The 20,348-nt window shown below is 64.3% G+C and carries 22 protein-coding genes; 11 read left to right on the forward strand and 11 right to left on the reverse strand.

Features of this window, described 5'->3' with window-relative positions; genetic code table 11:
- The first annotated feature begins 17 nt into the window (after positions 1-17).
- The 4 genes from NH8B_RS06100 to fabG are packed head-to-tail and all read left to right on the forward strand — an operon-like array spanning position 18 to position 3,179.
- The gene (locus NH8B_RS06100; RefSeq protein ID WP_014086497.1) at positions 18-1,211 is read left to right on the forward strand and encodes a beta-ketoacyl-[acyl-carrier-protein] synthase family protein; all 1,194 of its coding nucleotides are present in this window, start codon (positions 18-20) and stop codon (positions 1,209-1,211) included.
- Positions 1,208-2,002: a beta-ketoacyl synthase chain length factor gene (locus NH8B_RS06105; protein ID WP_014086498.1), complete on the forward strand. Its 795-nt coding sequence runs from the start codon at positions 1,208-1,210 to the stop codon at positions 2,000-2,002. Before NH8B_RS06100 ends, NH8B_RS06105 begins: the two co-directional genes overlap by 4 nt.
- Positions 1,999-2,451: a FabA/Z-like protein gene (locus NH8B_RS06110; protein WP_014086499.1), complete on the forward strand. Its 453-nt coding sequence runs from the start codon at positions 1,999-2,001 to the stop codon at positions 2,449-2,451. Before NH8B_RS06105 ends, NH8B_RS06110 begins: the two co-directional genes overlap by 4 nt.
- 8 nt (positions 2,452-2,459) lie before the next feature.
- Positions 2,460-3,179: a 3-oxoacyl-ACP reductase FabG gene (fabG, locus tag NH8B_RS06115; RefSeq protein ID WP_014086500.1), complete on the forward strand. Its 720-nt coding sequence runs from the start codon at positions 2,460-2,462 to the stop codon at positions 3,177-3,179.
- Positions 3,180-3,347: 168 nt separating this feature from the next.
- Here fabG and NH8B_RS06120 read toward each other — a convergent pair whose 3' ends face one another.
- The 3 genes from NH8B_RS06120 to NH8B_RS06130 are packed head-to-tail and all read right to left on the reverse strand — an operon-like array spanning position 3,348 to position 5,370.
- Complete coding sequence (locus NH8B_RS06120) at positions 3,348-3,842, reverse strand: 3-hydroxyacyl-ACP dehydratase FabZ family protein (RefSeq protein ID WP_014086501.1); 495 nt, start codon at positions 3,840-3,842, stop codon at positions 3,348-3,350.
- Entirely contained in the window at positions 3,839-5,092 is a 1,254-nt protein-coding gene (locus tag NH8B_RS06125; RefSeq protein WP_014086502.1) for a beta-ketoacyl-[acyl-carrier-protein] synthase family protein, read from the reverse strand. The genes NH8B_RS06120 and NH8B_RS06125 overlap by 4 nt, the downstream gene beginning before the upstream one ends.
- Positions 5,092-5,370 carry an acyl carrier protein gene (locus NH8B_RS06130; protein ID WP_014086503.1) on the reverse strand — a complete coding sequence of 93 codons (279 nt, stop codon included), beginning with the start codon at positions 5,368-5,370 and terminating at the stop codon, positions 5,092-5,094. The genes NH8B_RS06125 and NH8B_RS06130 overlap by 1 nt, the downstream gene beginning before the upstream one ends.
- A gap of 226 nt (positions 5,371-5,596) precedes the next feature.
- Between NH8B_RS06130 and NH8B_RS06135 the strand changes: the two genes are divergently transcribed.
- The 3 genes from NH8B_RS06135 (at position 5,597) to NH8B_RS06145 (ending at position 8,166) form a co-directional block, all read left to right on the forward strand.
- A complete protein-coding gene (locus tag NH8B_RS06135) occupies positions 5,597-6,355 on the forward strand; it encodes a lysophospholipid acyltransferase family protein (RefSeq protein WP_014086504.1) in 759 nt (252 codons plus the stop codon).
- A 113-nt stretch (positions 6,356-6,468) separates the two neighbouring features.
- Positions 6,469-7,242: a glycosyltransferase family 2 protein gene (locus NH8B_RS06140; RefSeq protein WP_041702856.1), complete on the forward strand. Its 774-nt coding sequence runs from the start codon at positions 6,469-6,471 to the stop codon at positions 7,240-7,242.
- A gap of 45 nt (positions 7,243-7,287) precedes the next feature.
- Positions 7,288-8,166 (forward strand): class I SAM-dependent methyltransferase, encoded by an 879-nt coding sequence (locus NH8B_RS06145; protein WP_014086506.1) that lies wholly within the window; start codon positions 7,288-7,290, stop codon positions 8,164-8,166.
- A gap of 91 nt (positions 8,167-8,257) precedes the next feature.
- Here the strand turns inward: NH8B_RS06145 and NH8B_RS06150 are convergent, their stop codons facing one another.
- Positions 8,258-8,713: a single-stranded DNA-binding protein gene (locus NH8B_RS06150; protein WP_008955167.1), complete on the reverse strand. Its 456-nt coding sequence runs from the start codon at positions 8,711-8,713 to the stop codon at positions 8,258-8,260.
- A 90-nt stretch (positions 8,714-8,803) separates the two neighbouring features.
- The gene (locus NH8B_RS06155; RefSeq protein ID WP_014086507.1) at positions 8,804-10,162 is read right to left on the reverse strand and encodes an MFS transporter; all 1,359 of its coding nucleotides are present in this window, start codon (positions 10,160-10,162) and stop codon (positions 8,804-8,806) included.
- A gap of 138 nt (positions 10,163-10,300) precedes the next feature.
- On the opposite strand from NH8B_RS06155, the gene uvrA reads away from it, so the two are divergent.
- Both uvrA and NH8B_RS20370 read left to right on the forward strand, forming a co-directional pair.
- A complete protein-coding gene (gene uvrA / locus NH8B_RS06160; protein ID WP_014086508.1) occupies positions 10,301-13,144 on the forward strand; it encodes an excinuclease ABC subunit UvrA in 2,844 nt (947 codons plus the stop codon).
- Between the two features lie 82 nt (positions 13,145-13,226).
- A complete protein-coding gene (locus tag NH8B_RS20370) occupies positions 13,227-13,769 on the forward strand; it encodes a VOC family protein (protein ID WP_014086509.1) in 543 nt (180 codons plus the stop codon).
- A gap of 83 nt (positions 13,770-13,852) precedes the next feature.
- Here NH8B_RS20370 and NH8B_RS06170 read toward each other — a convergent pair whose 3' ends face one another.
- The 3 genes from NH8B_RS06170 to NH8B_RS06180 are packed head-to-tail and all read right to left on the reverse strand — an operon-like array spanning position 13,853 to position 16,663.
- Positions 13,853-14,626 carry a transporter substrate-binding domain-containing protein gene (locus NH8B_RS06170; RefSeq protein WP_014086510.1) on the reverse strand — a complete coding sequence of 258 codons (774 nt, stop codon included), beginning with the start codon at positions 14,624-14,626 and terminating at the stop codon, positions 13,853-13,855.
- 56 nt (positions 14,627-14,682) lie between these two features.
- The gene (locus tag NH8B_RS06175) at positions 14,683-15,498 is read right to left on the reverse strand and encodes a carbon-nitrogen hydrolase family protein (RefSeq protein ID WP_014086511.1); all 816 of its coding nucleotides are present in this window, start codon (positions 15,496-15,498) and stop codon (positions 14,683-14,685) included.
- Positions 15,499-15,508: 10 nt separating this feature from the next.
- Positions 15,509-16,663, reverse strand: a complete 1,155-nt coding sequence (locus NH8B_RS06180) for a methionine aminotransferase (protein WP_014086512.1) — start codon at positions 16,661-16,663, stop codon at positions 15,509-15,511.
- Positions 16,664-16,791: 128 nt separating this feature from the next.
- Here NH8B_RS06180 and NH8B_RS06185 point away from each other — a divergent pair, with 128 nt between their 5' ends.
- A complete protein-coding gene (locus tag NH8B_RS06185) occupies positions 16,792-17,733 on the forward strand; it encodes a LysR substrate-binding domain-containing protein (RefSeq protein ID WP_014086513.1) in 942 nt (313 codons plus the stop codon).
- A gap of 230 nt (positions 17,734-17,963) precedes the next feature.
- Here the strand turns inward: NH8B_RS06185 and mnmA are convergent, their stop codons facing one another.
- From mnmA to NH8B_RS06200, 3 genes are read right to left on the reverse strand one after another with little or no spacing between them, the layout of a single operon-like run.
- On the reverse strand, positions 17,964-19,040 hold the full coding sequence (mnmA, locus tag NH8B_RS06190; protein ID WP_014086514.1) for a tRNA 2-thiouridine(34) synthase MnmA: 1,077 nt from the start codon (positions 19,038-19,040) through the stop codon (positions 17,964-17,966).
- Positions 19,037-19,570: a hypothetical protein gene (locus NH8B_RS06195; protein WP_014086515.1), complete on the reverse strand. Its 534-nt coding sequence runs from the start codon at positions 19,568-19,570 to the stop codon at positions 19,037-19,039. The genes mnmA and NH8B_RS06195 overlap by 4 nt, the downstream gene beginning before the upstream one ends.
- On the reverse strand, positions 19,567-20,031 hold the full coding sequence (locus NH8B_RS06200; RefSeq protein WP_014086516.1) for an NUDIX hydrolase: 465 nt from the start codon (positions 20,029-20,031) through the stop codon (positions 19,567-19,569). The genes NH8B_RS06195 and NH8B_RS06200 overlap by 4 nt, the downstream gene beginning before the upstream one ends.
- Before the next feature lie 23 nt (positions 20,032-20,054).
- Between NH8B_RS06200 and NH8B_RS06205 the strand changes: the two genes are divergently transcribed.
- Positions 20,055-20,321 carry a bacterioferritin-associated ferredoxin gene (locus tag NH8B_RS06205; protein WP_148283021.1) on the forward strand — a complete coding sequence of 89 codons (267 nt, stop codon included), beginning with the start codon at positions 20,055-20,057 and terminating at the stop codon, positions 20,319-20,321.
- Positions 20,322-20,348: the final 27 nt, after the last annotated feature.

Consider the following 20,348-nt stretch of genomic DNA (forward strand, 5'->3'; position numbering starts at 1 on the left):
GATCCCTCCGGTTGTTTATGCAAGCTCTCCGACTTAGTGCCTATACCCTGACCAGTGCCCTGGGCGCTGGCCTGGCCTCCCATCTCGATGCCCTGCGCCAGCAGCGCGGCGGCATCGTCAGAAAGCGCTGGGAGACCGTCGAATTCGATGTCTGCGTCGGAGAAGTCGCCGGCCTGGATGAGGTCGTGCTGAGGCAGGATCTGGCGCTCTACGGCTGCCGCAACAACCGCCTGGCCCAGTTGGGGGTGGAGCAGGACGGCTTCATTGCCAGCGTAGAGCAGGCCGTGGCGCGCTACGGCGCCAGCCGGGTAGGGGTGTTTCTCGGCTCCAGCACCTCCGGCATCCTCAGTTCGGAAGTAGCCTACCGTCAGCGTGATCCGGAGACCGGCGCACTGCCGCCGGAGCATCGCTATCGCGAAACCCACAACGCCTATTCGGTGGCGGACTTCGTGCGCCGCTTCTTCGGCCTCTCCGGCCCGGCGGCGGTAGTATCGACCGCCTGTTCCTCCAGTGCCAAGGTGTTCGGCACGGCACAGCGCATGATCGCGGCCGGCCTCATCGACGCCGCCATCGTCGGCGGCGTAGATACCCTGTGCCTGACCACCATCTACGGCTTCTCCTCGCTGCAACTGGTGTCGTCCAATCCCTGTCGCCCCTTCGACGGCGAGCGTGATGGCATCTCGGTAGGCGAGGGCGCAGCATTCGCCCTGCTGGAGCGTGCCGAGCAGCCGCAGGACGGCGACATCCTGCTGACCGGCGTGGGCGAAAGCAGCGATGCCTACCATATGTCCTCGCCGCACCCGGAAGGCCTCGGCGCCAAGGCGGCCATGGCTCAGGCGCTGCAGCAGGCCGGCCTTACGCCTGCCGACATCGACTACATCAATCTGCACGGCACCGCCACACCCAGCAACGATGCGGCGGAAGGCGCCGCGGTGCTGGCACTGTTCGGCAGCGCCACGTCCTGCAGCTCCACCAAGGGCCACACCGGTCACACCCTGGGCGCCGCCGGTGGCATCGAAGCCCTGATCTGCGCGCTGGCGCTGGACAACGGAGTGATGCCGGGCGGGGTGGGCACGCAGCAACTGGATGTCCGCCTGCAGTGTAATTACCTGCTGACCACGGTGGAGCGCCCGCTGCGCCACGTGTTGAGCAACTCTTTCGGTTTCGGCGGCAGCAACTGCAGCCTGGTTTTCTCGCGGGTGGGCGCATGAGTACGGCAACGATTTATCTCGAGGGGCTGAGCCTGCTCGGGCCGGGCATGAGCGACTGGGCCGAGGCCGTGCCGCGCCTCTTGGGGCAACGGCCTTTTCAGGTCGACGAGGTGCGGCTGGCAGCACCCTCCATCCTGCCAGCGACCGAACGCCGTCGTGCTGGAGCAGCGGTCAAGCTGTCGATGGCTGTGGGGCTGGCGGCAGTCGAAGATGCCGGCGCGGATGCGGCCCAACTGCCCAATGTGTTCAGTTCCACCGGCGGCGACTGCGAAAACTGCCATAGCCTGCTGGAAGTGCTGGCCTCGTCCGAGCGCATGGTTTCCCCCACCCGTTTCCATAACTCAGTGCACAATGCGCCGGCCGGCTACTGGGGCATTGCCACCCAGTGCGCCGAGGCCTCCACCAGCCTGTGCGCCTACGATGCCACCTTCGGTGCCGGGCTCCTGGAAACCGTGACTCAGGCGCACAGCGCCGGCAAGCCCTGTCTGCTGATTGCTTTCGATACCGCCTACCCGGAGCCGCTGTATGCGCAGCGCCCCATTCCCTATCCGCTTGGTGTAGGCATGGTACTGAGCCCGGAGCGTAGCGCGGCCAGCAAGGCCGCACTGCAGCTGAGTTTCAGCGATGAGCCAGCCAGCCGCATGGACGATGCGCAGCTGGAAGCACTGCGTCAGGGTATTCCCAGTGCGCGCAGCCTGCCGCTGCTCCGTCTACTGGCCAGTGGCCAGCCGGGACGCGTGGTGATCGACTATCTGGACGACTGCCGTCTCTGCATCGAGGTGGTGGCATGATGGACCGCGACTGGATCGCCGCGCGCATTCCCCATCAGGGCAGCATGTGTCTGTTATCCGGGGTGGAGCACTGGGACGAAAACGACATCGTCTGCCATGCCGACAGCCATCGCCAGCCGGACAATCCGCTGCGCGCCGCCGGCCGCCTGGGCGTGGCCAATGCCATCGAATACGCCGCCCAGGCCATGGCGGTGCATGGCGCGCTGCTGGCTGGTGATGCCACGCCGGCAAGGGCCGGCTACCTCACCAGCGTGCGCGAGCTGAACTGGCGTTGTCGCCGGCTGGACGACGTGGCCGAGCCGCTGCGTATCCACGCCCAGCGCTTGTCCGGCAGCGAGATCAATGCCCTGTATCGCTTCACCCTGCACGCTGGCGACAAACTGCTGGTCAGCGGCCGCCTGGGCGTGGTGCTGGATGCCGATGCGCTGGCGGGCAAGATAACCGATTGAGTAAACCCATGAAACGAGCCTTGATTACCGGTGGCAGCGGCGCCATCGGCGCAGCCATCAGTCGGCGGCTGGCGGCCGACGGTTTCCACGTCATCATCCATGCCAACCGCAACCTAGAGGCGGCGGAACAGCTGTGCCAGTCACTGCGAGCCCAGGGCCATCAGGCCGAGGCCCTACAGTTCGACGTGGCCGATGCTGCGGCAACGGCGGCTGCGCTGGAAGCCGTGCTGGAGCAGGGGCCGGTACAGGTGCTGGTGAACAATGCCGGCATTCACGACGATGCGGTGTTTCCCGGCATGCAGCCAGCGCAGTGGCACCGGGTAATCGACGTCTCGCTGCATGGCTTCTTCAACGTCACCCAGCCGCTGACCATGCCGATGATCCGCACCCGCTGGGGGCGCATCATCACTATCACCTCGGTGGCGGCGCTGGCCGGCAACCGCGGCCAGACTAACTACGCCGCCGCCAAGAGCGCGCTGCACGGCGCCACCAAGTCGCTCTCCATCGAACTCGCCAGCCGCGGCATCACCGTCAATGCGGTGGCGCCGGGCATCATCGAGTCGGAAATGTCGAAGGATGTGTTCGACAAGGAGATGGTGGCACAGATGGTGCCGATGAAGCGGGTGGGCCGGCCGGAGGAGGTCGCCAACCTGGTGGGCTTCCTGGCATCGGAGCAGGCAGGCTATATTACCGGCCAGGTGATCTCCATCAACGGTGGCATGATCTAAAAGCCTGCTCATGCTCTGCTGCGCTCGGGTGATCCGGCGTTGAAACGTGGCTCAAAATGCTCATGTACCCAACGTACATTCCGCTTTTTCGCCCCGTTTCGCCTTGGCTGACCCTTCGCTCGCGAGAGCTTGAAACAGGTTTTGACGGCTGGAGCAGCGGGATTGCGGTCAGTCGCCGGTGGCCTGCAACTGCGCGCGCGGCGCATAGGCCAGCGCGATTTCCAGCTTGGCCACTTCCTGCTCCGCCACCTTCACTTGGGCATGGACCTGCACCAGCAAGGGCGCCATCTGGCGGCACTGGATGAAGAACTCCACCTGTTGATCCGGCAGCACCGGCTGCTTGAACCAGCAATTGCGCACCGCCGCCAGCACGCCGACCGAATCCTGCGGCAAGGTCTTGACGTAAGGGTCGCCGGCCAGGAGCCCGGCGCCGGCAAACTGCGCCATCGACTCGATCAGCATCACCCCCGGCACGATGGGCATGCCGGGGAAATGGCCCTGGATCACCGCATTGTCGTGCGGCCAGCTCGCCACACCATGGAACTGGTGTGGCCCCTCGATGGTGAGTTGCTGGCAGACGAAAATGGCGCCACGGTGCGGCAATATCTGTTCGATATCGCCACGCTGCAGCCGCATCGGGTACTGGTAGTCCTGTTCGCTCATGCGGGAAGGCGCCGTGCCACCAGCGAAACGTTGCTGCCGCCGAAGGCGAAGGAGTTGGACATGATGGCGCGAACGTTGCAGTCATGGCGCGCGGTCAGCGGGATGAAATCCAGATCGCAGCGCGGGTCAGCCTGCTCCAGGGTGGCGGTGGGCGGCAGCGAGCCGCTGTTCATCGCCATCACGCTGAGGGCAAATTCCAGGATGCCGCTGGCGCCGATCAGGTGGCCGTGCATCGACTTGGTGGAACTGACGGCCAGTTGTCCGGCCGTCGCGCCGAACACACCGCGGATGGATTCGGTCTCGGTGACGTCGCCGGCATCGGTCGCCGTGCCGTGGGCGTTCAGATACTGGATATCCTCTGCCCGCAGCCCGGCATCGTCCAGCGCCTGCTGCATGGCGTTGATCTGTTCGGCACTGGAAGGCGCGGTAAGGTGGGCGGCATCACTGCTGCAGCCATAGCCGCAGAGTTCGGCCAGTGCGCTCTGGCCGCGAGCGGCGGCACGGGCCTCGCTTTCCAGTACGATGGCGGCACCGCCTTCGCCCAACACGAAACCGCTGCGGTCCTGCGAGAAGGGGCGACAACTGCGCGACGGATCGGCGGCATGCGGTTTGGCCATCACGCGCAGCGCATTCCACGCCATCATGGCGCCGGGCGTCAGCATGGCTTCGCAGCCTACCACCACGGCGGCGTCCAGATAGCCGTCGCGGATGGCACGGAAGGCTTCGCCGATAGCGACGGCGGAAGATGCGCAGGCAACAGAATAGGTGTGGCTGGGGCCGTGCAGCCCATAGCCCATGGAAATGGCGGCTGCCGGCGCGTTCGACATCATGCGTGGGACCGTCAGCGGGTGCACCACCACAGGGTTGCGCTTGCCTTCGCTTTGCACGGCAGACTGGAAGCGGCTGTACAGGCCATCCAGGGTATGGGCGCCGCCCAAGCCGATGCCGACATAAATACCGAAGCGGCGTGAGTCGGCAGGCGCGGCGAGGATGTTGGCCTCAGCCAGTGCCTCGTTGGCAGCCACCAGGGCAAACTGGCTGGCGCGGTCCAGGCTGGCGTGCTTACCGTCAAGCTTGCTGGCCGGATCGGCGGCAGCTTGGGCCAGCAATACATTGGGCAGCCATTTGGCGATGTCGGGGGTGGCGGCACCAATGGCACAGTGGCCGGCCAGTGCCTGGGCGAAGCTGGTGGGCAGGTCGGCACCGAGCGGGCTGATGGCACCCATGCCGGTAATCAAAACCTTGGCCACTATTTGTTCTCTTCGAGGCTGAGTTCCGGCAGTTCGCCGTTATTATGTTCGCGAATGGCAGCTTCGATATCGGCCAGCATGTCACGGAAGCTCATCTGCGGGTAGCGGGTGGGGTCTGGCAACTGGAAGCCGCAGCGGTCCTCGATCTCGAACAGCATCTCCACCATGTCCAGCGAGTCGAGGCCCAGGGCGGAAACCTGCAGCGTCGGATCTTCAAACAGGGCGGGATCCTTGCCCTTGGTATTGACCAGATAGTTTTTGATGATTTGTTCTAACATGAGCGTTCAACCCAAGACGTGGCATGTACCAAAAGGTAGTAATTATAGAGTAAAATTATGGCATATGCGTTGCCTTGGGCCTGATTCGTCAAGCGCTTTGGCAGCAGCCAACGATGCAATGACAGCTGTCAGTCACCCTTAAATCCATCCCGCGGAATGATTGGCCGTTCTGGCCTGCCTGGTAAGAAAAGATGGCTGGCCGGAAGCCGGGAGTAAATTCGAAATAATGTTGAATCGCTGTTTCCGGCTGTTCCAGATCGTCCTGTTTTACCTGATGTTGTGCTGGCTTGGCTCCATGCTGCTGTTGGGCAACATCGCCGCCTTGCCCCTGCTGCTGGCGCCCAGACCACTGCGGCAGCCACTGGTGCAGTGGACCATCAGTGCCATCTGCCGCTGTTTTCTGGCCGGAGCCCAGGCGAGCGGGTTGATGCGGCTGGATTTGCGTGCGCTTGATCGGCTGAACGGCCGGGAGCGCATGCTGTTAGTACCCAATCATCCAAGCATGATCGATGCCTTTCTGGTGTTGTCGCGCATTCCCCGGGCGGTCTGTCTGATGAAAGCCAGCATCAGCTCCAATTTGTTTCTGGGGGCCGGGGCCTACCTTGCCGGTTATGTTTCCAACCGCTATCCGGAGCAGATGTTCCGTGCCGCTATTCGTGCGGTGCAGCAGGGCTCGGTGCTGATGATTTTTCCGGAGGGTACCCGCACCACGCGACAGCCGGTGAACGATATTGGCGGTTCGGTGGCGCTGATTGCCCAAAAAGCCGAGGCGCCATTGCAGACCATCATCATTACCTCCAATTCGCCCTATTTGAGCAAGGGTTGGAAAATATGGCGTCCTCCTGAATTTCCGCTGATTTACCGCGCTGTGCCCGGCGAGGAATTCAAGGCCCAGGGTCGGCGCGATGAAACCGCACACCGTTTGCAACAGTATTTCGAAACGTCGATCCGGCTTTCCATCGACCCGGAGTTGCGGCTGGATTGAGGCGCTTGCCATTCACGACGTATTCTTGACCGGCAGGCTAGCTATCGGCTAGGTTCTGCCCAATTCAAACAGCACCCCGCAGAGGGGGGCATATTCGGTTCAGTAAGTCTGCCATGCCCATTTCTTCAACGACGCATGTGGTTCTCATCCCCAGCTACAATCCCGGCCCCAAGGTTTTCGACACGGTGTGTGCGGCCCGCGCGCAATGGAGCCCGGTATGGGTGATCGTGGACGGTAGCAACGACGGCTCGGAGCAGACGCTGCTGCAAATGGCCGCCGATGACGAGGGCCTGCAGGTCTTCGTGCTGCCGGAAAATCGCGGCAAGGGCGCTGCGGTGTTGCACGGGCTGGAGCAGGCCACGCGGCAGGGTTTCACCCACGTGCTGTGCATGGATTCCGATGGCCAGCATCCAGCAGCGCAGATTCCCGCCTTCATGGCGCGTTCGCAGCAGCAGCCGGCCGCCATGGTGCTGGGCCTGCCGGTATTCGATGCCAGTGCGCCCAGCCTGCGGGTCAAGGGGCGCAAGATTTCCAACTGGTGGGCGAACCTGGAAACCCTGTGGATGGGCATCGGCGACTCCCTGTTCGGTTTCCGCGTCTATCCGGTGGCGCCCTTGCGCCGGATCATGCAAGGGCAGCGCTGGATGCGCCGTTTCGACTTCGATCCGGAGGCCGTTGTCCGCCTGTGCTGGCATGGCGTGCCGCCGGTTAACCTGCCGTCGCCGGTGAAGTATTTCCAGGCGGAAGAGGGGGGGGTGTCGCATTTCAATTACTGGCGCGACAACCGCCTGCTGACCTGGATGCACATCCGCCTGATGCTCGGTTTCGCCCTGCGCCTGCCGCTGCTGCTGTGGCGCCGACTGGCAAACCGCCCGGCCGCTTGCTGATGGGGCGCGGCATGTGCGCCTGCCAGCCGGGAAGGACGCTCTGAAGTGTCCGCCCCCGTCATGATGGCCCATCTGCTGCTGGAGCGGTTGTCACCGGCCGTGCTGGCGCGCGAGCCGGAGCCGCAGGCCTTGATGGAGGATGCCGATCAGATTCGGGCCTTCATGCAGAGTGGCCTCGCTAACGGCATCCTCAACTACATCTATCTCTTCCACGCCGTCATGTCGCTGCCGGTGATCCGGCCCGGCGACGTGGTGTTGGACCTGGCCTGCGGCCCGGCCAACCAGTTGTTGCAGATTGCCCGGCTGCACCCGGACGCCCGCTTCATCGGGCTGGATGCCTCTGCCGGCATGCTGGCGTTGGCGCGGGAAAACCTGGTGCAGGCCGGTTTGCCCAATGTCAGCCTGCAGCAGGGCGATATCAGCCGGCTGGATGGCTTTGCCGATGCGGCCGTCGACTGCGTACTGTGCACTATGTCGCTGCATCATCTGCCGGATACCGAGCTGCTGGGGCAGACCATGCGGCAGATTCGTCGCGTGCTGCGCCCAGATGGCGGCGTCTATCTGGCCGATTTCGGCCGGCTCAAGCGTCGGGCAACCCAGTCTTTCTTTGCCCATGACCGCATTGAGCTGCAGTCTGAGCAATTTACTATCGACTTCCTCAATTCCTTGCGCGCAGCGTTCAGCCTGGCCGAACTACGGCAGGCCGCGGCGCTGCTGGGGCGTGCGCTGCATGTCTACCGTACCGCGCTGGCTCCTTTCATGCTGCTGTTCCGCAGCACGCCGCGCCGCGACATCGATGCGGCTCTGGAGCAGCGGGTGCGCGATGGCTATGCCCGACTGACCGCGGGTGAGCAGCGCGACTTCGATAACCTGGCGCGCTGGTTCCGCCTCGGTGGTCTGAATCTGCCCTGTCGCCTGCTCTGACCTTTGGGAAAGAAAAAACCGGAAAACCACCATGCAATCTACTGGTTGCACAGTGCTTTTCCGGTTTTTCGATGGTGACGTAGGGTTACGGTCAGAACGGGATGTCGTCGTCCATGAAATCATCGGCCTTGCTGGCCGGTTTCGGCTCCATGCGGCGCGGTGCGGCCGGCGGAGCGGACGGGGCGCTCTGGCGCGGCGCCGGGGCGCCGTAGCCGCTGTCGTCGTCCATCGCGGCGTCGCGCTTGCCGCCTTGCAGGCTGAGTTCGTTCACGCGCACGTCCGGCGACAGCTTCTTGTTGCCGTCGCGGTCTTCCCATTCGCGCAGGGTGAGCTGGCCGTAAACGGTCACCTGCTGACCCTTGCTCAGGTAGTTTTTCAGCGATTCGCCACGCTTGCCCCACACCTGGCAGCTGAACCAGTTGGTGGTGCGGCGTTCGCCAAAGCCGATGTCGCTGGCCACGCGGAAGCTCAGCACCGGTTCGCCGCTGGGGGTGTAACGCAGTTCGGCGTCTGCCGCCAGGCGGCCGTCGAAAGTGATGCTGTTCATGTCATTCTCCAATTCAATGCAATGGATGGCGCTGATCGCCGGCGCTGGACCGATGGTGTTTGCCTCGGTGTGCCGGGCCAGTCCGCCCCATCAGTTGGTTTCCAAAATCAATTGCTGGACAGCGGCCTCGTCCCAGTCCTGCTGCGATACCTTGAGGTAGGCGACGCGCTCGTCGACGACCACCACCGCTTCCTTGACGCCGCGCTGTGCCGCTAGCCGCTGCGACAGCTGGACGGCGTTGCCCTGCCAGTTTTCGCCGATGTGGAACATGACCGATTTCACGGCTTGCGGCGGCTGCATGGTGATGGCCAGCGTGAGCCAGGCCAGCATCAGCGCGGCGGCGAAGCCGAACGCACCGCCCGTGCCGTAGTGGCTGTACAGCCAGCCGCCGGCAGCGGCACCGATGAAGAGGCCGAACGATTGGGCGGTATTATACACGCCCATGGCCGTGCCCTTGGAGTCGGCAGGCGCGATCTTGGAAATCAGCGACGGCAGGCTCGCCTCCAGAATATTGAAGGCGATGAAGTAGAGCGTCAGCCACAGCACGATCATCCAGAACGAATCAAGCGCCAGCGCCATGCCGAGCTGTGCAGCGGTCATCAGCGTCACCGCACCGACGAAGACCGTCTTCAGCTTGCCCTTTTTCTCGCCGTAGATGATCGCCGGCACCATCAGGAGGAAGCCGACGATCACCACCGGCAGATACACCTGCCAGTGGTGGGCCTTGTCGAGGCCGTGCTTGATCAGGGTGAAGGGAAGCACCACGAACATCGACATCTGCGCCGCGTGCAGCGCGAAGATACCGAAGTTCAGGCGCAGTAACTGCGGGTGCTTCAGCACGGCTGGCAAGCGTTGGGTGTTGGTTTCGGCATCGGAATGGAAGCGCGACACGGCCGGATCGGGAATCAGGTATTTCACCCCGACCAGCGCGGCCAGCGTCAGCACGCCGGTCAGCGTGAAGATGCCATCGACGCCCATGTAGTGAGCCATGAGCGGGCCGAGCACGAGACTGGCCGCGAAGGTGGTGCCGATGCTCATGCCGATCATCGCCATCGCCTTGGTGCGGTTTTCCTCGCGCGTGAGGTCGGCCAGCAGCGCGGTGACGGCGGCCGAGATGGCTCCGGCACCCTGCACGACGCGGCCGATCGTGAGCCAGGTGATGTTCGGTGCCCAGGCCGCGATGAAGCTGCCGGCGGCGAAGACCAGCAGGCCGCCGTAGATGACCTTCTTGCGGCCGATGCGGTCGGACAGCATGCCCAGCGGGAGTTGCAGGAAGGCCTGCGTCAGGCCGTAGGCGCCGAGGGCGATGCCGATGGCGGTATGGCTGTGGGCGCCTGGCAGCGTCTGGGCGTAGAGTGCGAACACCGGCAGGATCAGGAACATGCCCAGCATGCGCAGGGCGTACACGCCGGCCAGACCGAGGCTGGCACGAAGTTCAAGCGGATTCATCAGTGTTGTTATATGTCGGCTAGAGGTGAAAACGGAGGCGGACTCCCGCCCCGTCATGATCCGGGCTGCGATGCGGGTGGAGCGTGGTACGCCAAGTCGGGTATATTAACAGGTTCCCCGACTGATCGTGAGTGAGGCATGGACTCCATCCGCATCCGTGGCGCACGTACCCACAACCTGAAAAACATCAATCTTGACCTGCCGCGCCATCAGTTGGTGGTGATCACCGGCCTGTCCGGCTCCGGCAAGTCCTCGCTGGCCTTCGATACCCTGTACGCGGAAGGGCAGCGGCGCTACGTGGAGTCGCTGTCGGCGTATGCGCGCCAGTTCCTGCAACTGATGGAGAAACCGGACGTCGATCTGATCGAAGGCCTGTCGCCGGCCATTTCCATCGAGCAGAAGGCCACCAGCCACAACCCGCGCTCGACGGTCGGCACCGTCACCGAAATCCACGATTACCTGCGCCTCTTGTTCGCCCGCGTCGGCGAGCCGCACTGCCCGGAGCACGGCGTGCCGCTGGCTTCGCAGACCGTGTCGCAGATGGTCGACCACGTGTTGGCGCTGCCGGAAGAGACGCGGGTGATGATCCTGGCGCCGGTGGTGATGGCGCGCAAGGGCGAGAACGCCGACCTGTTCGAGGAGCTGCGCGCGCAGGGTTTCGTGCGCGTGCGCGTCGACGGCGAGGTGGCGGAACTCGACGCCGTGCCCAAGCTCGACAAGAACAAGAAACACACCATCGAGGTGGTGATCGACCGCCTCAAGGTGCGCGCCGACCTGCAGCAAAGGTTGGCCGAAAGCTTTGAAACCGCGCTGCGCCACGCCGAAGGCCGTGCCATCGCGGTGGAGATGGACTCCGGCAAGGAGCATTGGTTCTCCGCCAAGTTCGCCTGCCCGGTGTGCAGCTATAGCCTGCCCGAGTTGGAGCCGCGGCTGTTCTCGTTCAACAACCCGATGGGTGCCTGCCCCAAGTGTGACGGCCTGGGCGAGATCACCTTCTTTGATCCCAAGCGCGTGGTGGCGCATCCGGAACTGAGCCTTGCTGCCGGGGCCATCAAGGGCTGGGACAAGCGCAACCAGTTCTATTACCAGATGCTGCAGGCGCTGGCGGAACACTTCGGCTTCGATCTCGAGCTGCCGTTCGAAATCCTGCCGGAGCGGGTGCGCCACGTCATGCTGCACGGTTCCGGACGCGACAACATCGAGTTCACCTATCTGTCCGAACGCGGCGCCAAGTTCACCCGCAGTCATCCGTTCGAGGGCATCATCCCCAACCTCGAGCGGCGCTACCGCGAAACCGACTCGGTGGCGGTGCGCGAGGAACTGTCCAAGTATCAGAACAACCAGCCCTGCCCGCACTGCGAAGGCTCGCGCCTGCGCCGCGAGGCGCGCTACGTGTACGTGGCGGGGCAGACCCTGTACGGCATCAACCAGATGGCACTGAAGGATGCCGCGCGCTTCTTCGAACAGGTGGAATTCAGCGGTCAGAAACAGGCGGTGGCGGAGAAGATCATCAAGGAAATCCGCGACCGCGTGTCCTTCCTCAACAACGTCGGCCTCGACTACCTGTGCCTGGCCCGCTCGGCCGACACCCTGTCCGGCGGCGAGGCGCAGCGCATCCGGCTGGCGAGCCAGATCGGCTCCGGCCTGACCGGCGTGATGTACGTGCTGGACGAGCCCAGTATCGGCCTGCACCAGCGCGACAACGACCGCCTGCTGGCGACGCTGGTGAGGCTGCGCGACCTGGGCAACAGCGTGATCGTGGTGGAGCACGACGAGGATGCCATCCGTGCCGCCGATTACGTGGTCGACATGGGGCCGGGCGCCGGCGAGCACGGCGGCGAGGTGCTGATCGCCGGCACCCCGAGCCAGGTCGAAGACAGCGAACGCTCGGTCACCGGCGCCTTCCTGTCCGGCCGCCGCCGCATCGAGGTGGACAGCGAGCGCCGTCCGGTCGATCCGGAGCGCCTGCTGGTGTTGGCGGGCGCCAGCGGCAACAACCTCAAGGACACCACGCTGGAACTGCCGCTGGGCATGCTGGTGTGCATTACCGGCGTGTCCGGCTCGGGCAAGTCCACGCTGATCAACGACACCCTGTACAAGATCGCGGCGCGCGAGCTCAACGGTGCCAGCGAGGAGCCGTCGCCGTACCGCGAGATCACCGGTCTCAATCACCTGGACAAGGTGATCAGCGTCGACCAGGGCCCGATCGGGCGCACGCCGCGCTCCAACCCGGCCACCTACACCGGGCTGTTCACCCCGATCCGCGAGCTGTTCTCCGGCGTGCCGCTGGCGCGCGAGCGCGGCTACGGCCCGGGACGCTTCAGCTTCAACGTCAAGGGCGGGCGCTGCGAGGCCTGCCAGGGCGACGGCGTGATCAAGGTCGAGATGCACTTCCTGCCGGACATCTACGTGCCGTGCGACGTCTGCCATGGCAAACGCTACAACCGCGAGACGCTGGAGGTGAAGTACAAGGGCCAGACCATCCACGAAGTGCTGGACATGACGGTGGAGCACGCGCTGGAGTTCTTCGGCGCGGTGCCGACGGTGGCGCGAAAGCTACAGACCCTGATGGACGTCGGCCTGGGCTACATCCGCCTGGGGCAGTCGGCCACCACGTTGTCCGGCGGCGAGGCGCAGCGCGTCAAGCTGGCGCTGGAACTCTCCAAGCGTGACACCGGCCGCACCCTGTACATCCTCGACGAGCCCACCACCGGCCTGCATTTCCACGATATCGACCTGCTCTTGAAGGTGTTGCACCGCCTGCGCGGCAACGGCAACACCGTGGTGGTGATCGAGCACAATCTCGACGTCATCAAGACCGCGGACTGGTTGATCGACCTTGGGCCGGAGGGCGGAGCCGGCGGCGGCCAGATCATCGCCACCGGCACGCCGGAGCAGGTGGCGGGCAATCCGGTGAGCCATACCGGCCGTTATCTGGCCTCCTTGCTGGAGCGCGACAAGATTTCACAGGCGATAGGCTGACAACGGGATGGTTTCCGATATACTTCAGACAGGGGATTCAGGGAGGCTGAGTCACATAAAGTGACCCGATGGTGAGGATTGCATGTTAAATCTTGGAAAAATCGACCATATTCATGTCCGTGTCACGGACACTCCCACTGCGGTCGAGTGGTATCAGCGCGTGCTGGGTCTGACGCCAGACCCCCGCTATCGCCATATGCAGGAGGAACCGCATGGTGTCACCATGGTAGCCAACCCCAGTGCCAGCGTTCGATTGGCCCTGTGTGAGGACGCCGATTTCAGCGCAGCAGTCAGTGCCGTGGCTTTCGTGGTAAGCGGCCAGGAGTTCATGGAGTGGATCGACCAGCTCGCTGGCGAGCGTGTCACCAATCGCGAGGGGCAGACCATCGCTCGCGACTCGGTGTACGATCACCACTTCTTCTGCTCGTTGGCGTTCGTCGATCCGTTTGGCAATGCTTTCGAAGTGGTCAGTTACGACCACACCTGGCTGACCGGCAAGCTGAAGCTGACCGGCCGCAACAATCACAATGGTCAAAACGGTCATGCAATTAATGGCCATAATGGTCACAATATCCTTAATGGCCATAACGGCCATAACGGCCATGTCCCGACGGCCAGCGAGTAAGTTGGCCGAAGCTCGACAAAAAACCCGCGCTCAAGCGGGTTTTTTGTTGCTCGCCAGGCCAGGTGGCCGCGTGTGGGATTGGCTCAATCGGCCAACAGGCCGTCGAGCTTATGCTTCACCAGCAGTTCGTGGTACACACCTTTCTTCTTGACGACGTCGATGGCGGCGTTGAAGCGGGCTTTCAACGCGCTGTCCTGCTTGCGTAGCGCCACCGCCACGCCTTCGCCCAGCACCTTGTCCTGGCGTCCGTCGAAGACCGGGCCGACGAATTCGAAACCCTTGCCCGGTGCGGTTTCCAGGAAGCCTTTCTGCAACTGCACGGTGTTGCCGAAGGTGTAGTCGGCCCGGCCCGAGGTCAGCTCCATCATCGGATCCTGGGCATTGACATAGCGCTTGATGGTGGCGGACTTGCCGAACTGCTGGGTGACGAAGCGATCCTGCGGCGTCCCGGTCTGCACCGCGATGGTCTTGCCGCTGAGCGCGGCGGGCTGGATCTCACCCTTGTGGCCCTTGGCCGTGACGAAGCGGTTCTGCATCAGGTAGTAGACCTTGCTGAAATCCACCGCCTTGCGCCGCTCGTCGGTGATGTTCATCGACGACATGATGGCGTCGTATTTCTTCACCTGCAGCCCGGGAATCAAACCGTCCCACGGCTGGTTGACCACCTCGCACTGCACCTTCATTTCCTTGCACACGGCGTAGGCGAAATCCACCTCGAAGCCGGACACCTTGCCGTTGGCGTCGACGTATTCGAACGGCGGGTAGGTGGCGTCGGTGGCGATGCGCAAGGTTTCGGCGGAGTGCGCCGCCAGCGGGGCGGTCAGCGACAACAGGGCCAGCGGGATGAGCTTATTCATGGTGTTTCCTTCCTTTGTAGAGGGGATGCGGACCGTCTTGTTGTGTCTATTCCGGGTTAGTCCAGACGCCGGTGTTGCAAGGCCGGCAGGCGTCGGCGCAGCTCGGCCTGCCGATTCAGATCGAGGGTGGCGAGCGCGATGCCTTCGCCGTCGTCGTGGCGGGCCAGCACCGTGCCCCACGGGTCCACGATCAGGCTGTGGCCGAAGGTGCGTTTGCCTCCAGGATGGACACCGCCCTGGCCGGCGCCGATGACGAAGGCCAGGTTGTCGACGGCGCGGGCGCGCAGCAGCAGCTCCCAGTGCGCCTCGCCGGTGGTGTGGGTGAAGGCGGCCGGGGCGCTGATCAGTGTCGGCGCCGGGCGCTGGCGGTACAGTTCGGGAAAGCGCAGATCGTAGCAGACCGACAGGCGCAGCGGCCCCCACGGCGTGTCACCGCTGGCGACCTGTTCGCCGGCGCTCATGGTGGCCGCTTCGTCGTAGCGCTCGCTGCCGTTATCGAAGCCGAACAGGTGCATCTTGTCGTAGCGTGCCCGGCAGCGGCCGTCCGGCCCGAACAGCAGGCTGGAGTTGAACATCTTGCCCGGCTCCGGGCTCGCCAATGGCAGGGTGCCGCCGACCAGCCACAGCCGGTGCCGTTCGGCCAACTGAGCCAGGCAGCGGTAGATCGGGCCGTCGCCCAGCGGGCGGGCCAGCGCCACCCGCTCGCGCTCGTCTTCCGGCATCAGGTAGAAATACTCCGGCAATACCACCAGGTCGGCGCCGGCGGCGGCCGCTTCGCCAACCAGTGCGCGGGCGCGTTCGAGGTTGGCCGAAAGATCGTCGCCGGACACCATCTGGATGGCAGCGGCGGTGAGCTGCTGTGAGTTTGGCATGGTCGCGCTCCTACAGGCGGCAGAGGCGCTCGGCCCCGGCGCGCAGCGTGGCCCCGTCCTTGGCGAACGACAGGCGGATCAGGTGGTGATCGGTTCCGTCGCGATAGAACGCCGACACCGGGATGGTCGCCACCTGGTGCTCGCAGATCAGCGTCTGCACAAAGTCGCTGTCGGACTGCTCGCTGATGTTCTCGTAGCTCGCCAGCATGAAGAAGCTGCCGGCCGACGGCAGCAGCGTCAGGCGCGAGCCGGTCAGGCAGTCGACCAGTAAATCTCGCTTCTGCTGGTAGAAATCCGCCAGGCCGAGGTAATGCGACGGGGTCTGCATCAGGCGCGCCAGACCGTACTGCATCGGCGTGTCGGCGGCGAACATGGCGAACTGGTGCACCTTGCGGATTTCCTCCATCAGGGCCGCCGGTGCCAGGCAGTAGCCGACGCGCCAGCCGGTGATGTGGAAGGTCTTGCCGAACGAGGCCACCACTACCGCGCGTTCGGCCAGCTCCGGGTGGCGGCTCATGCTATGGTGCAGCGCGCCGTCGAACACCACGTGTTCGTAGACCTCGTCGGACAGCAGCACGATGTCGGTGCCGGCGGTGAGGCGCTGCAGCGCGGCGATGTCCTCGTCGCCCAGCACCGCCCCGCTCGGGTTGTGCGGGCTGTTGAGCAGGATCATGCGGGTGCGCGGGGTGATGCGCGCGGCGACCTCGTCCCAGGGGATGGCGAACGCCGGCGGCGCCAGCTTGATCGGCACCACGGTGGCGCCCTGCAACTCGATCATCGGCGCGTAGCTGTCGAAGCAAGGCTCGAACACGATCACCTCGTCGCCGGGGTGAACCAGCGCGGTGATGCTGGCGAACAGCCCCTCGCTGGCGCTGGCGGTGATGGTGACTTCGCGTTCCGGGTCGTAGTGTCGGCCGTACAGCGATGCCACCTTGCCGGCGACCGCTTCGCGCAGCGCGAACAGGCCGGCCATCGGCGAGTACTGGTTGTGGCCGTCGAGCATGGCGCGGTGGGTGTGCTCGATCAGCTCGGGCGAGCAGGGGAAGTTGGGTGCGCCTTGCGACAGGTTGATCGCCTGGTGGTTGGCGGCCAGCTGGCCGATCACGGTGAAGATGGTGGTGCCCACGTGCGGCAGCTTGGAGCGCGGCGTGATGGAGTCGGTCATGTTGTCCCCCGTTTGTTGTGTCGGAGCCATCGGGTGGCGTTCGGGCCCATTAAACGGGTGCCGGGGCTTGTGCGACAAACGAATTGTCGGCATGTTATGCATGAGTTTTTTTCAGGCATGAAGCGGCCATGACACAGCGTCCATTACCCTTGTACGGCCTGCAGGTTTTCGAGGTCGCCGCCCGCCACATGAGCTTCACCCTGGCGGCGGGCGAGCTGTGCCTGACCCAGGGTGCGGTGAGCAAGCAGGTGGCTCAGCTCGAACAGCAACTGGGCTACCCGCTGTTCCATCGCCAGGTGCGCCGGCTGGTGCTGACCAGCGAGGGCGAGGCTTTGCTGCCCTATGTGACGCGCGCGCTGGCGACGCTGGGCAAGGGGGTGGAAGCGGCGCGGCTGGCGCGCAACCACCTGCGCCTGAAGGCGCCGTCGTGCATCTCGCGCTGGCTGCTGCACGAAATCATGCTGTTCCGCAAGGACCATCCGGAGATCGAGGTCGAGGTCACCAGCGTGCACGAGCACGGCGTCGACTTTGCCAAGGAAGCGTTCGATCTCGCCATCGTGTTCGGGCCGGTGCCGTCGCGCCAGCCGCGGCAGACCCCCTTGTTCCGCGAGCAGCTCACGCCGGTCTGCTCCCCGGCGCTGCTGGAGTCCTTCGGCCAACCTTTGCACGAGCCGGAAGAGCTGGTGCGCTTCTCGCTGCTGCACCCGTCGCGCGACCGGCGCGACTGGTCGTTGTGGTTGAAGTCGGTTGGGGTCAAGGGCGTCAATTCCGGCAGCGGCCAGGTGTTCGACACCCTGGACCTGGCGACGAACGCCGCCCAGCAAGGCTTCGGCGTGTCGCTGGCGGATGTGGTGCTGGTGGAAGAGGAGTTGAAGCGCGGAACGGTCATCACGCCGTTCGCCCAGACCGTGTTCACCGGCAACGGCTATCTGCTGGCCTTGCCCGTGGCGCGGCGCACCGCCGAGGCGGCGCAGCTGCTGCACGACTGGCTGGCGGCACGCCATCCGATGTCGGACGAACCGTATCCCGGCCCGGTGCCGGGCGAAACACCCGCGCAGGCCATGCCCTGAGCCACGAAAAGCAAACGGCCGCTGTGAGCGGCCGTCGTGTTGATAGCGGAGAGAGTGGGGCTCAGAACTGCTTCAGGATCTGCCGCGAGCGACCCTCAGCGGGGGGAAGAGCCGCACAGAAACCAGAATGTACTGGAGTGCATGAGGATTTCCGATCGCTCAGCGACAGATTCGCACGCAGTGCCCATCAGCCCCGATCAGGGACGCACGGCAAGATCATGAGCCGGTTCTCAGCGGATGATGCCGCCGCCGAGACACACATCGCCGTCGTACAATACCGCCGACTGGCCCGGCGTCACCGCCCACTGCTTGTCGCGGAAGGTGAGGGTGGCCTCGCCGTCCACCACCGGCGACAGCGCACAGGCCGCATCGGCCATGCGGTAGCGGTTCTTGGCGGCGTAGTCGCCCGGCAGCGGGGCCTCGTCCAGCGTCCATGACAAGTCGCCCATCGCCAGCGTGCTCTTCAAGAGCAGCGGATGATCGTGCCCCTGCACCACGATCAGCTTATTGGCCGGAATGTCCTTGCCAGCGACGAACCACGGCTCGCCGCTGCCGTCCTTGGCGCCGCCGATGTTGAGCCCCTTGCGCTGGCCCAGCGTGTAGTACATCAGCCCCTCGTGCCGGCCCACGGTCTTGCCCTCCGGCGTCACCATGTCGCCCGGCTGGGTCGGCAGGTAGCGCTGTAGGAACTCGCGGAACGGCCGCTCGCCGATGAAGCAGATGCCGGTGCTATCCTTCTTGGCTGCCGTCGGCAGGCCGGCCTGTTCGGCCAGCTGGCGCACCTCGGTCTTGCGGATCTCGCCCAGCGGGAACATCGCCTTGGAAAGCTGCGCCTGGCTCAGGCGGTACAGGAAGTAGCTCTGGTCCTTGGTGTGGTCCACTGCCTTCAGCAGGTAGTGCTTGCCGTTGCGTTCTTCCTTGCGCGCATAGTGGCCGGTGGCGATGCAATCCGCCCCCAGTTCCATGGCGTAGTCGAGAAAGGCCTTGAACTTGATCTCGGCGTTGCACAGCACGTCCGGGTTCGGGGTGCGGCCGGCCGAGTACTCCTTGAGGAAGTACGAGAACACGCGGTCCTTGTATTCCTTGGCGAAGTTGACCACTTCCATGTCGATGCCGACGATATCGGCTACGCTCATCGCGTCCAGCGCATCCTGCTTGATCGAACAGTATTCGTCGTCGTTGTCGTCTTCCCAGTTCTGCATGAACACGCCGATCACCTCGTGGCCCTGCTGTTTCAGCAGCCACGCGGTGACCGACGAATCCACGCCGCCGGACATGCCGACGACAATGCGTTTCTTACCCGTCACGGGGAATATCCTTCTTTCCAAATGGCGAGGGGCACCACCTCGGGTGGTGCCCCGAAATCCTTGAACCAACTGTCCACGGCCCAATCCTCGCCGTTGCCGCTGTCGTGCAGCACGGCGGTGTAATGCAGGTCGAGGAAGCGCGGCGCGCGCCACACCGGCTTGCCGACGGTGTGAAACCGCAGCCATCCCTGCTCCTGCAGATAATTCAGGAAGGTGGTGACGTTGCGGCTGTGATCCACGCAATCCATGCGTCCATCGGCGGTACCGTCCAGGAAGTTGCCCCCCTTGTCCTGCCAGATGGGGGTGCTACGCCCTGCCATCAAGTACAACTCCCGCACCGCGGCTTTGACGGCGGCGCGCTCGGCCTCGGCCGTGGCGTCGTCGGACAGCAGACGGGCCAGGCGCTGCTTGTCATCGGCGCCGACCTCGAAGTGGGAATCACGTTTGCAGCCGTAATGGTAACAGAGGGGGAGGGCGTCCGCATGGACGTTGCTGACGGTCAGCAGCCCAAGCCAGAGCCACCACTTCATGCCTTGTCCCGGCTGTTGAGGTGCTGGATCACCGCCAGCGGCAGGCGCTGGCCGGCCAGCCAGTCCTCCAGGCTCAGCGCCACCGCCGGGCTGCGATGCTGGCGGGTACGGGCACGGATTTCCGCCGCGGTGAGCCAGGGGGCGGCGACGATGCCATCGTCCAGACGGCGCTCCGTCTCTTCGCGCAAGGCCCGGCCGCAGAAGGTGAAGCGCAGGTAGGTGATATCGCTGCCCGGCTTGTCGGCCAGGTAGATGCCCACCAGCGCTTCCGGCTCGAAATGCCACGCCGTTTCTTCCAGCACTTCGCGGCGTACTGCCTCGAACAGCGTTTCGCCATGTTCCAGATGACCGGCCGGCTGGTTCAGGCGCAGTCCTTCGGGGGTGTCTTCTTCCACCATCAGAAAGCGGCCTTCGCGCTCGATGACGGCGGCCACGGTGACATTCGGTTTCCAGATTCTCATGGGGTGGTCGGTTCCAGTTGACAATGGTTCTTGTTTATCTACATAATGATAATAATTCACATTTATATGTGCTGGGTGAAAACATGTACGTTTGTCTTTGTCATGGTGTGACCGACACGCAGATTCGCGACGCCGTCATGGACGGGGCAACCCGCCTGCGAGACGTCGCTCAGCAACTGGGCGTTGCGACCGACTGCGGCCGTTGTGCCTGCTGCGCCCACCAGTTGATCAAACAAACGTTGACCGAGCTCACCGCCGAAGCCCATTCCCCCTTTCGCGAAGTCGCCTGAGCCGCGCTGCTTGCGGCGCAAACTGCA

It is taken from the genome of Pseudogulbenkiania sp. NH8B (assembly GCF_000283535.1).
GTDB lineage: Bacteria > Pseudomonadota > Gammaproteobacteria > Burkholderiales > Chromobacteriaceae > Pseudogulbenkiania > Pseudogulbenkiania ferrooxidans.

What these genes read in the sequence shown, in the direction of transcription:
- NH8B_RS06200 (WP_014086516.1), bottom strand. Translation starts at nt 20,031, where the DNA reads ATGAGAATCTGGAAACCGAATGTCACCGTGGCCGCCGTCATCGAGCGC.
- NH8B_RS06140 (WP_041702856.1), top strand. Translation starts at nt 6,469, where the DNA reads ATGCCCATTTCTTCAACGACGCATGTGGTTCTCATCCCCAGCTACAAT.
- NH8B_RS06205 (WP_148283021.1), top strand. Translation starts at nt 20,055, where the DNA reads ATGGTTCTTGTTTATCTACATAATGATAATAATTCACATTTATATGTG.
- NH8B_RS06120 (WP_014086501.1), bottom strand. Translation starts at nt 3,842, where the DNA reads ATGAGCGAACAGGACTACCAGTACCCGATGCGGCTGCAGCGTGGCGAT.
- NH8B_RS06180 (WP_014086512.1), bottom strand. Translation starts at nt 16,663, where the DNA reads ATGACCGACTCCATCACGCCGCGCTCCAAGCTGCCGCACGTGGGCACC.
- NH8B_RS06130 (WP_014086503.1), bottom strand. Translation starts at nt 5,370, where the DNA reads ATGTTAGAACAAATCATCAAAAACTATCTGGTCAATACCAAGGGCAAG.
- NH8B_RS06175 (WP_014086511.1), bottom strand. Translation starts at nt 15,498, where the DNA reads ATGCCAAACTCACAGCAGCTCACCGCCGCTGCCATCCAGATGGTGTCC.
- NH8B_RS06105 (WP_014086498.1), top strand. Translation starts at nt 1,208, where the DNA reads ATGAGTACGGCAACGATTTATCTCGAGGGGCTGAGCCTGCTCGGGCCG.
- NH8B_RS06185 (WP_014086513.1), top strand. Translation starts at nt 16,792, where the DNA reads ATGACACAGCGTCCATTACCCTTGTACGGCCTGCAGGTTTTCGAGGTC.
- fabG (WP_014086500.1), top strand. Translation starts at nt 2,460, where the DNA reads ATGAAACGAGCCTTGATTACCGGTGGCAGCGGCGCCATCGGCGCAGCC.
- uvrA (WP_014086508.1), top strand. Translation starts at nt 10,301, where the DNA reads ATGGACTCCATCCGCATCCGTGGCGCACGTACCCACAACCTGAAAAAC.
- NH8B_RS06110 (WP_014086499.1), top strand. Translation starts at nt 1,999, where the DNA reads ATGATGGACCGCGACTGGATCGCCGCGCGCATTCCCCATCAGGGCAGC.
- NH8B_RS06150 (WP_008955167.1), bottom strand. Translation starts at nt 8,713, where the DNA reads ATGAACAGCATCACTTTCGACGGCCGCCTGGCGGCAGACGCCGAACTG.
- NH8B_RS06135 (WP_014086504.1), top strand. Translation starts at nt 5,597, where the DNA reads ATGTTGAATCGCTGTTTCCGGCTGTTCCAGATCGTCCTGTTTTACCTG.
- NH8B_RS06195 (WP_014086515.1), bottom strand. Translation starts at nt 19,570, where the DNA reads ATGAAGTGGTGGCTCTGGCTTGGGCTGCTGACCGTCAGCAACGTCCAT.
- NH8B_RS20370 (WP_014086509.1), top strand. Translation starts at nt 13,227, where the DNA reads ATGTTAAATCTTGGAAAAATCGACCATATTCATGTCCGTGTCACGGAC.
- NH8B_RS06170 (WP_014086510.1), bottom strand. Translation starts at nt 14,626, where the DNA reads ATGAATAAGCTCATCCCGCTGGCCCTGTTGTCGCTGACCGCCCCGCTG.
- NH8B_RS06100 (WP_014086497.1), top strand. Translation starts at nt 18, where the DNA reads ATGCAAGCTCTCCGACTTAGTGCCTATACCCTGACCAGTGCCCTGGGC.
- NH8B_RS06155 (WP_014086507.1), bottom strand. Translation starts at nt 10,162, where the DNA reads ATGAATCCGCTTGAACTTCGTGCCAGCCTCGGTCTGGCCGGCGTGTAC.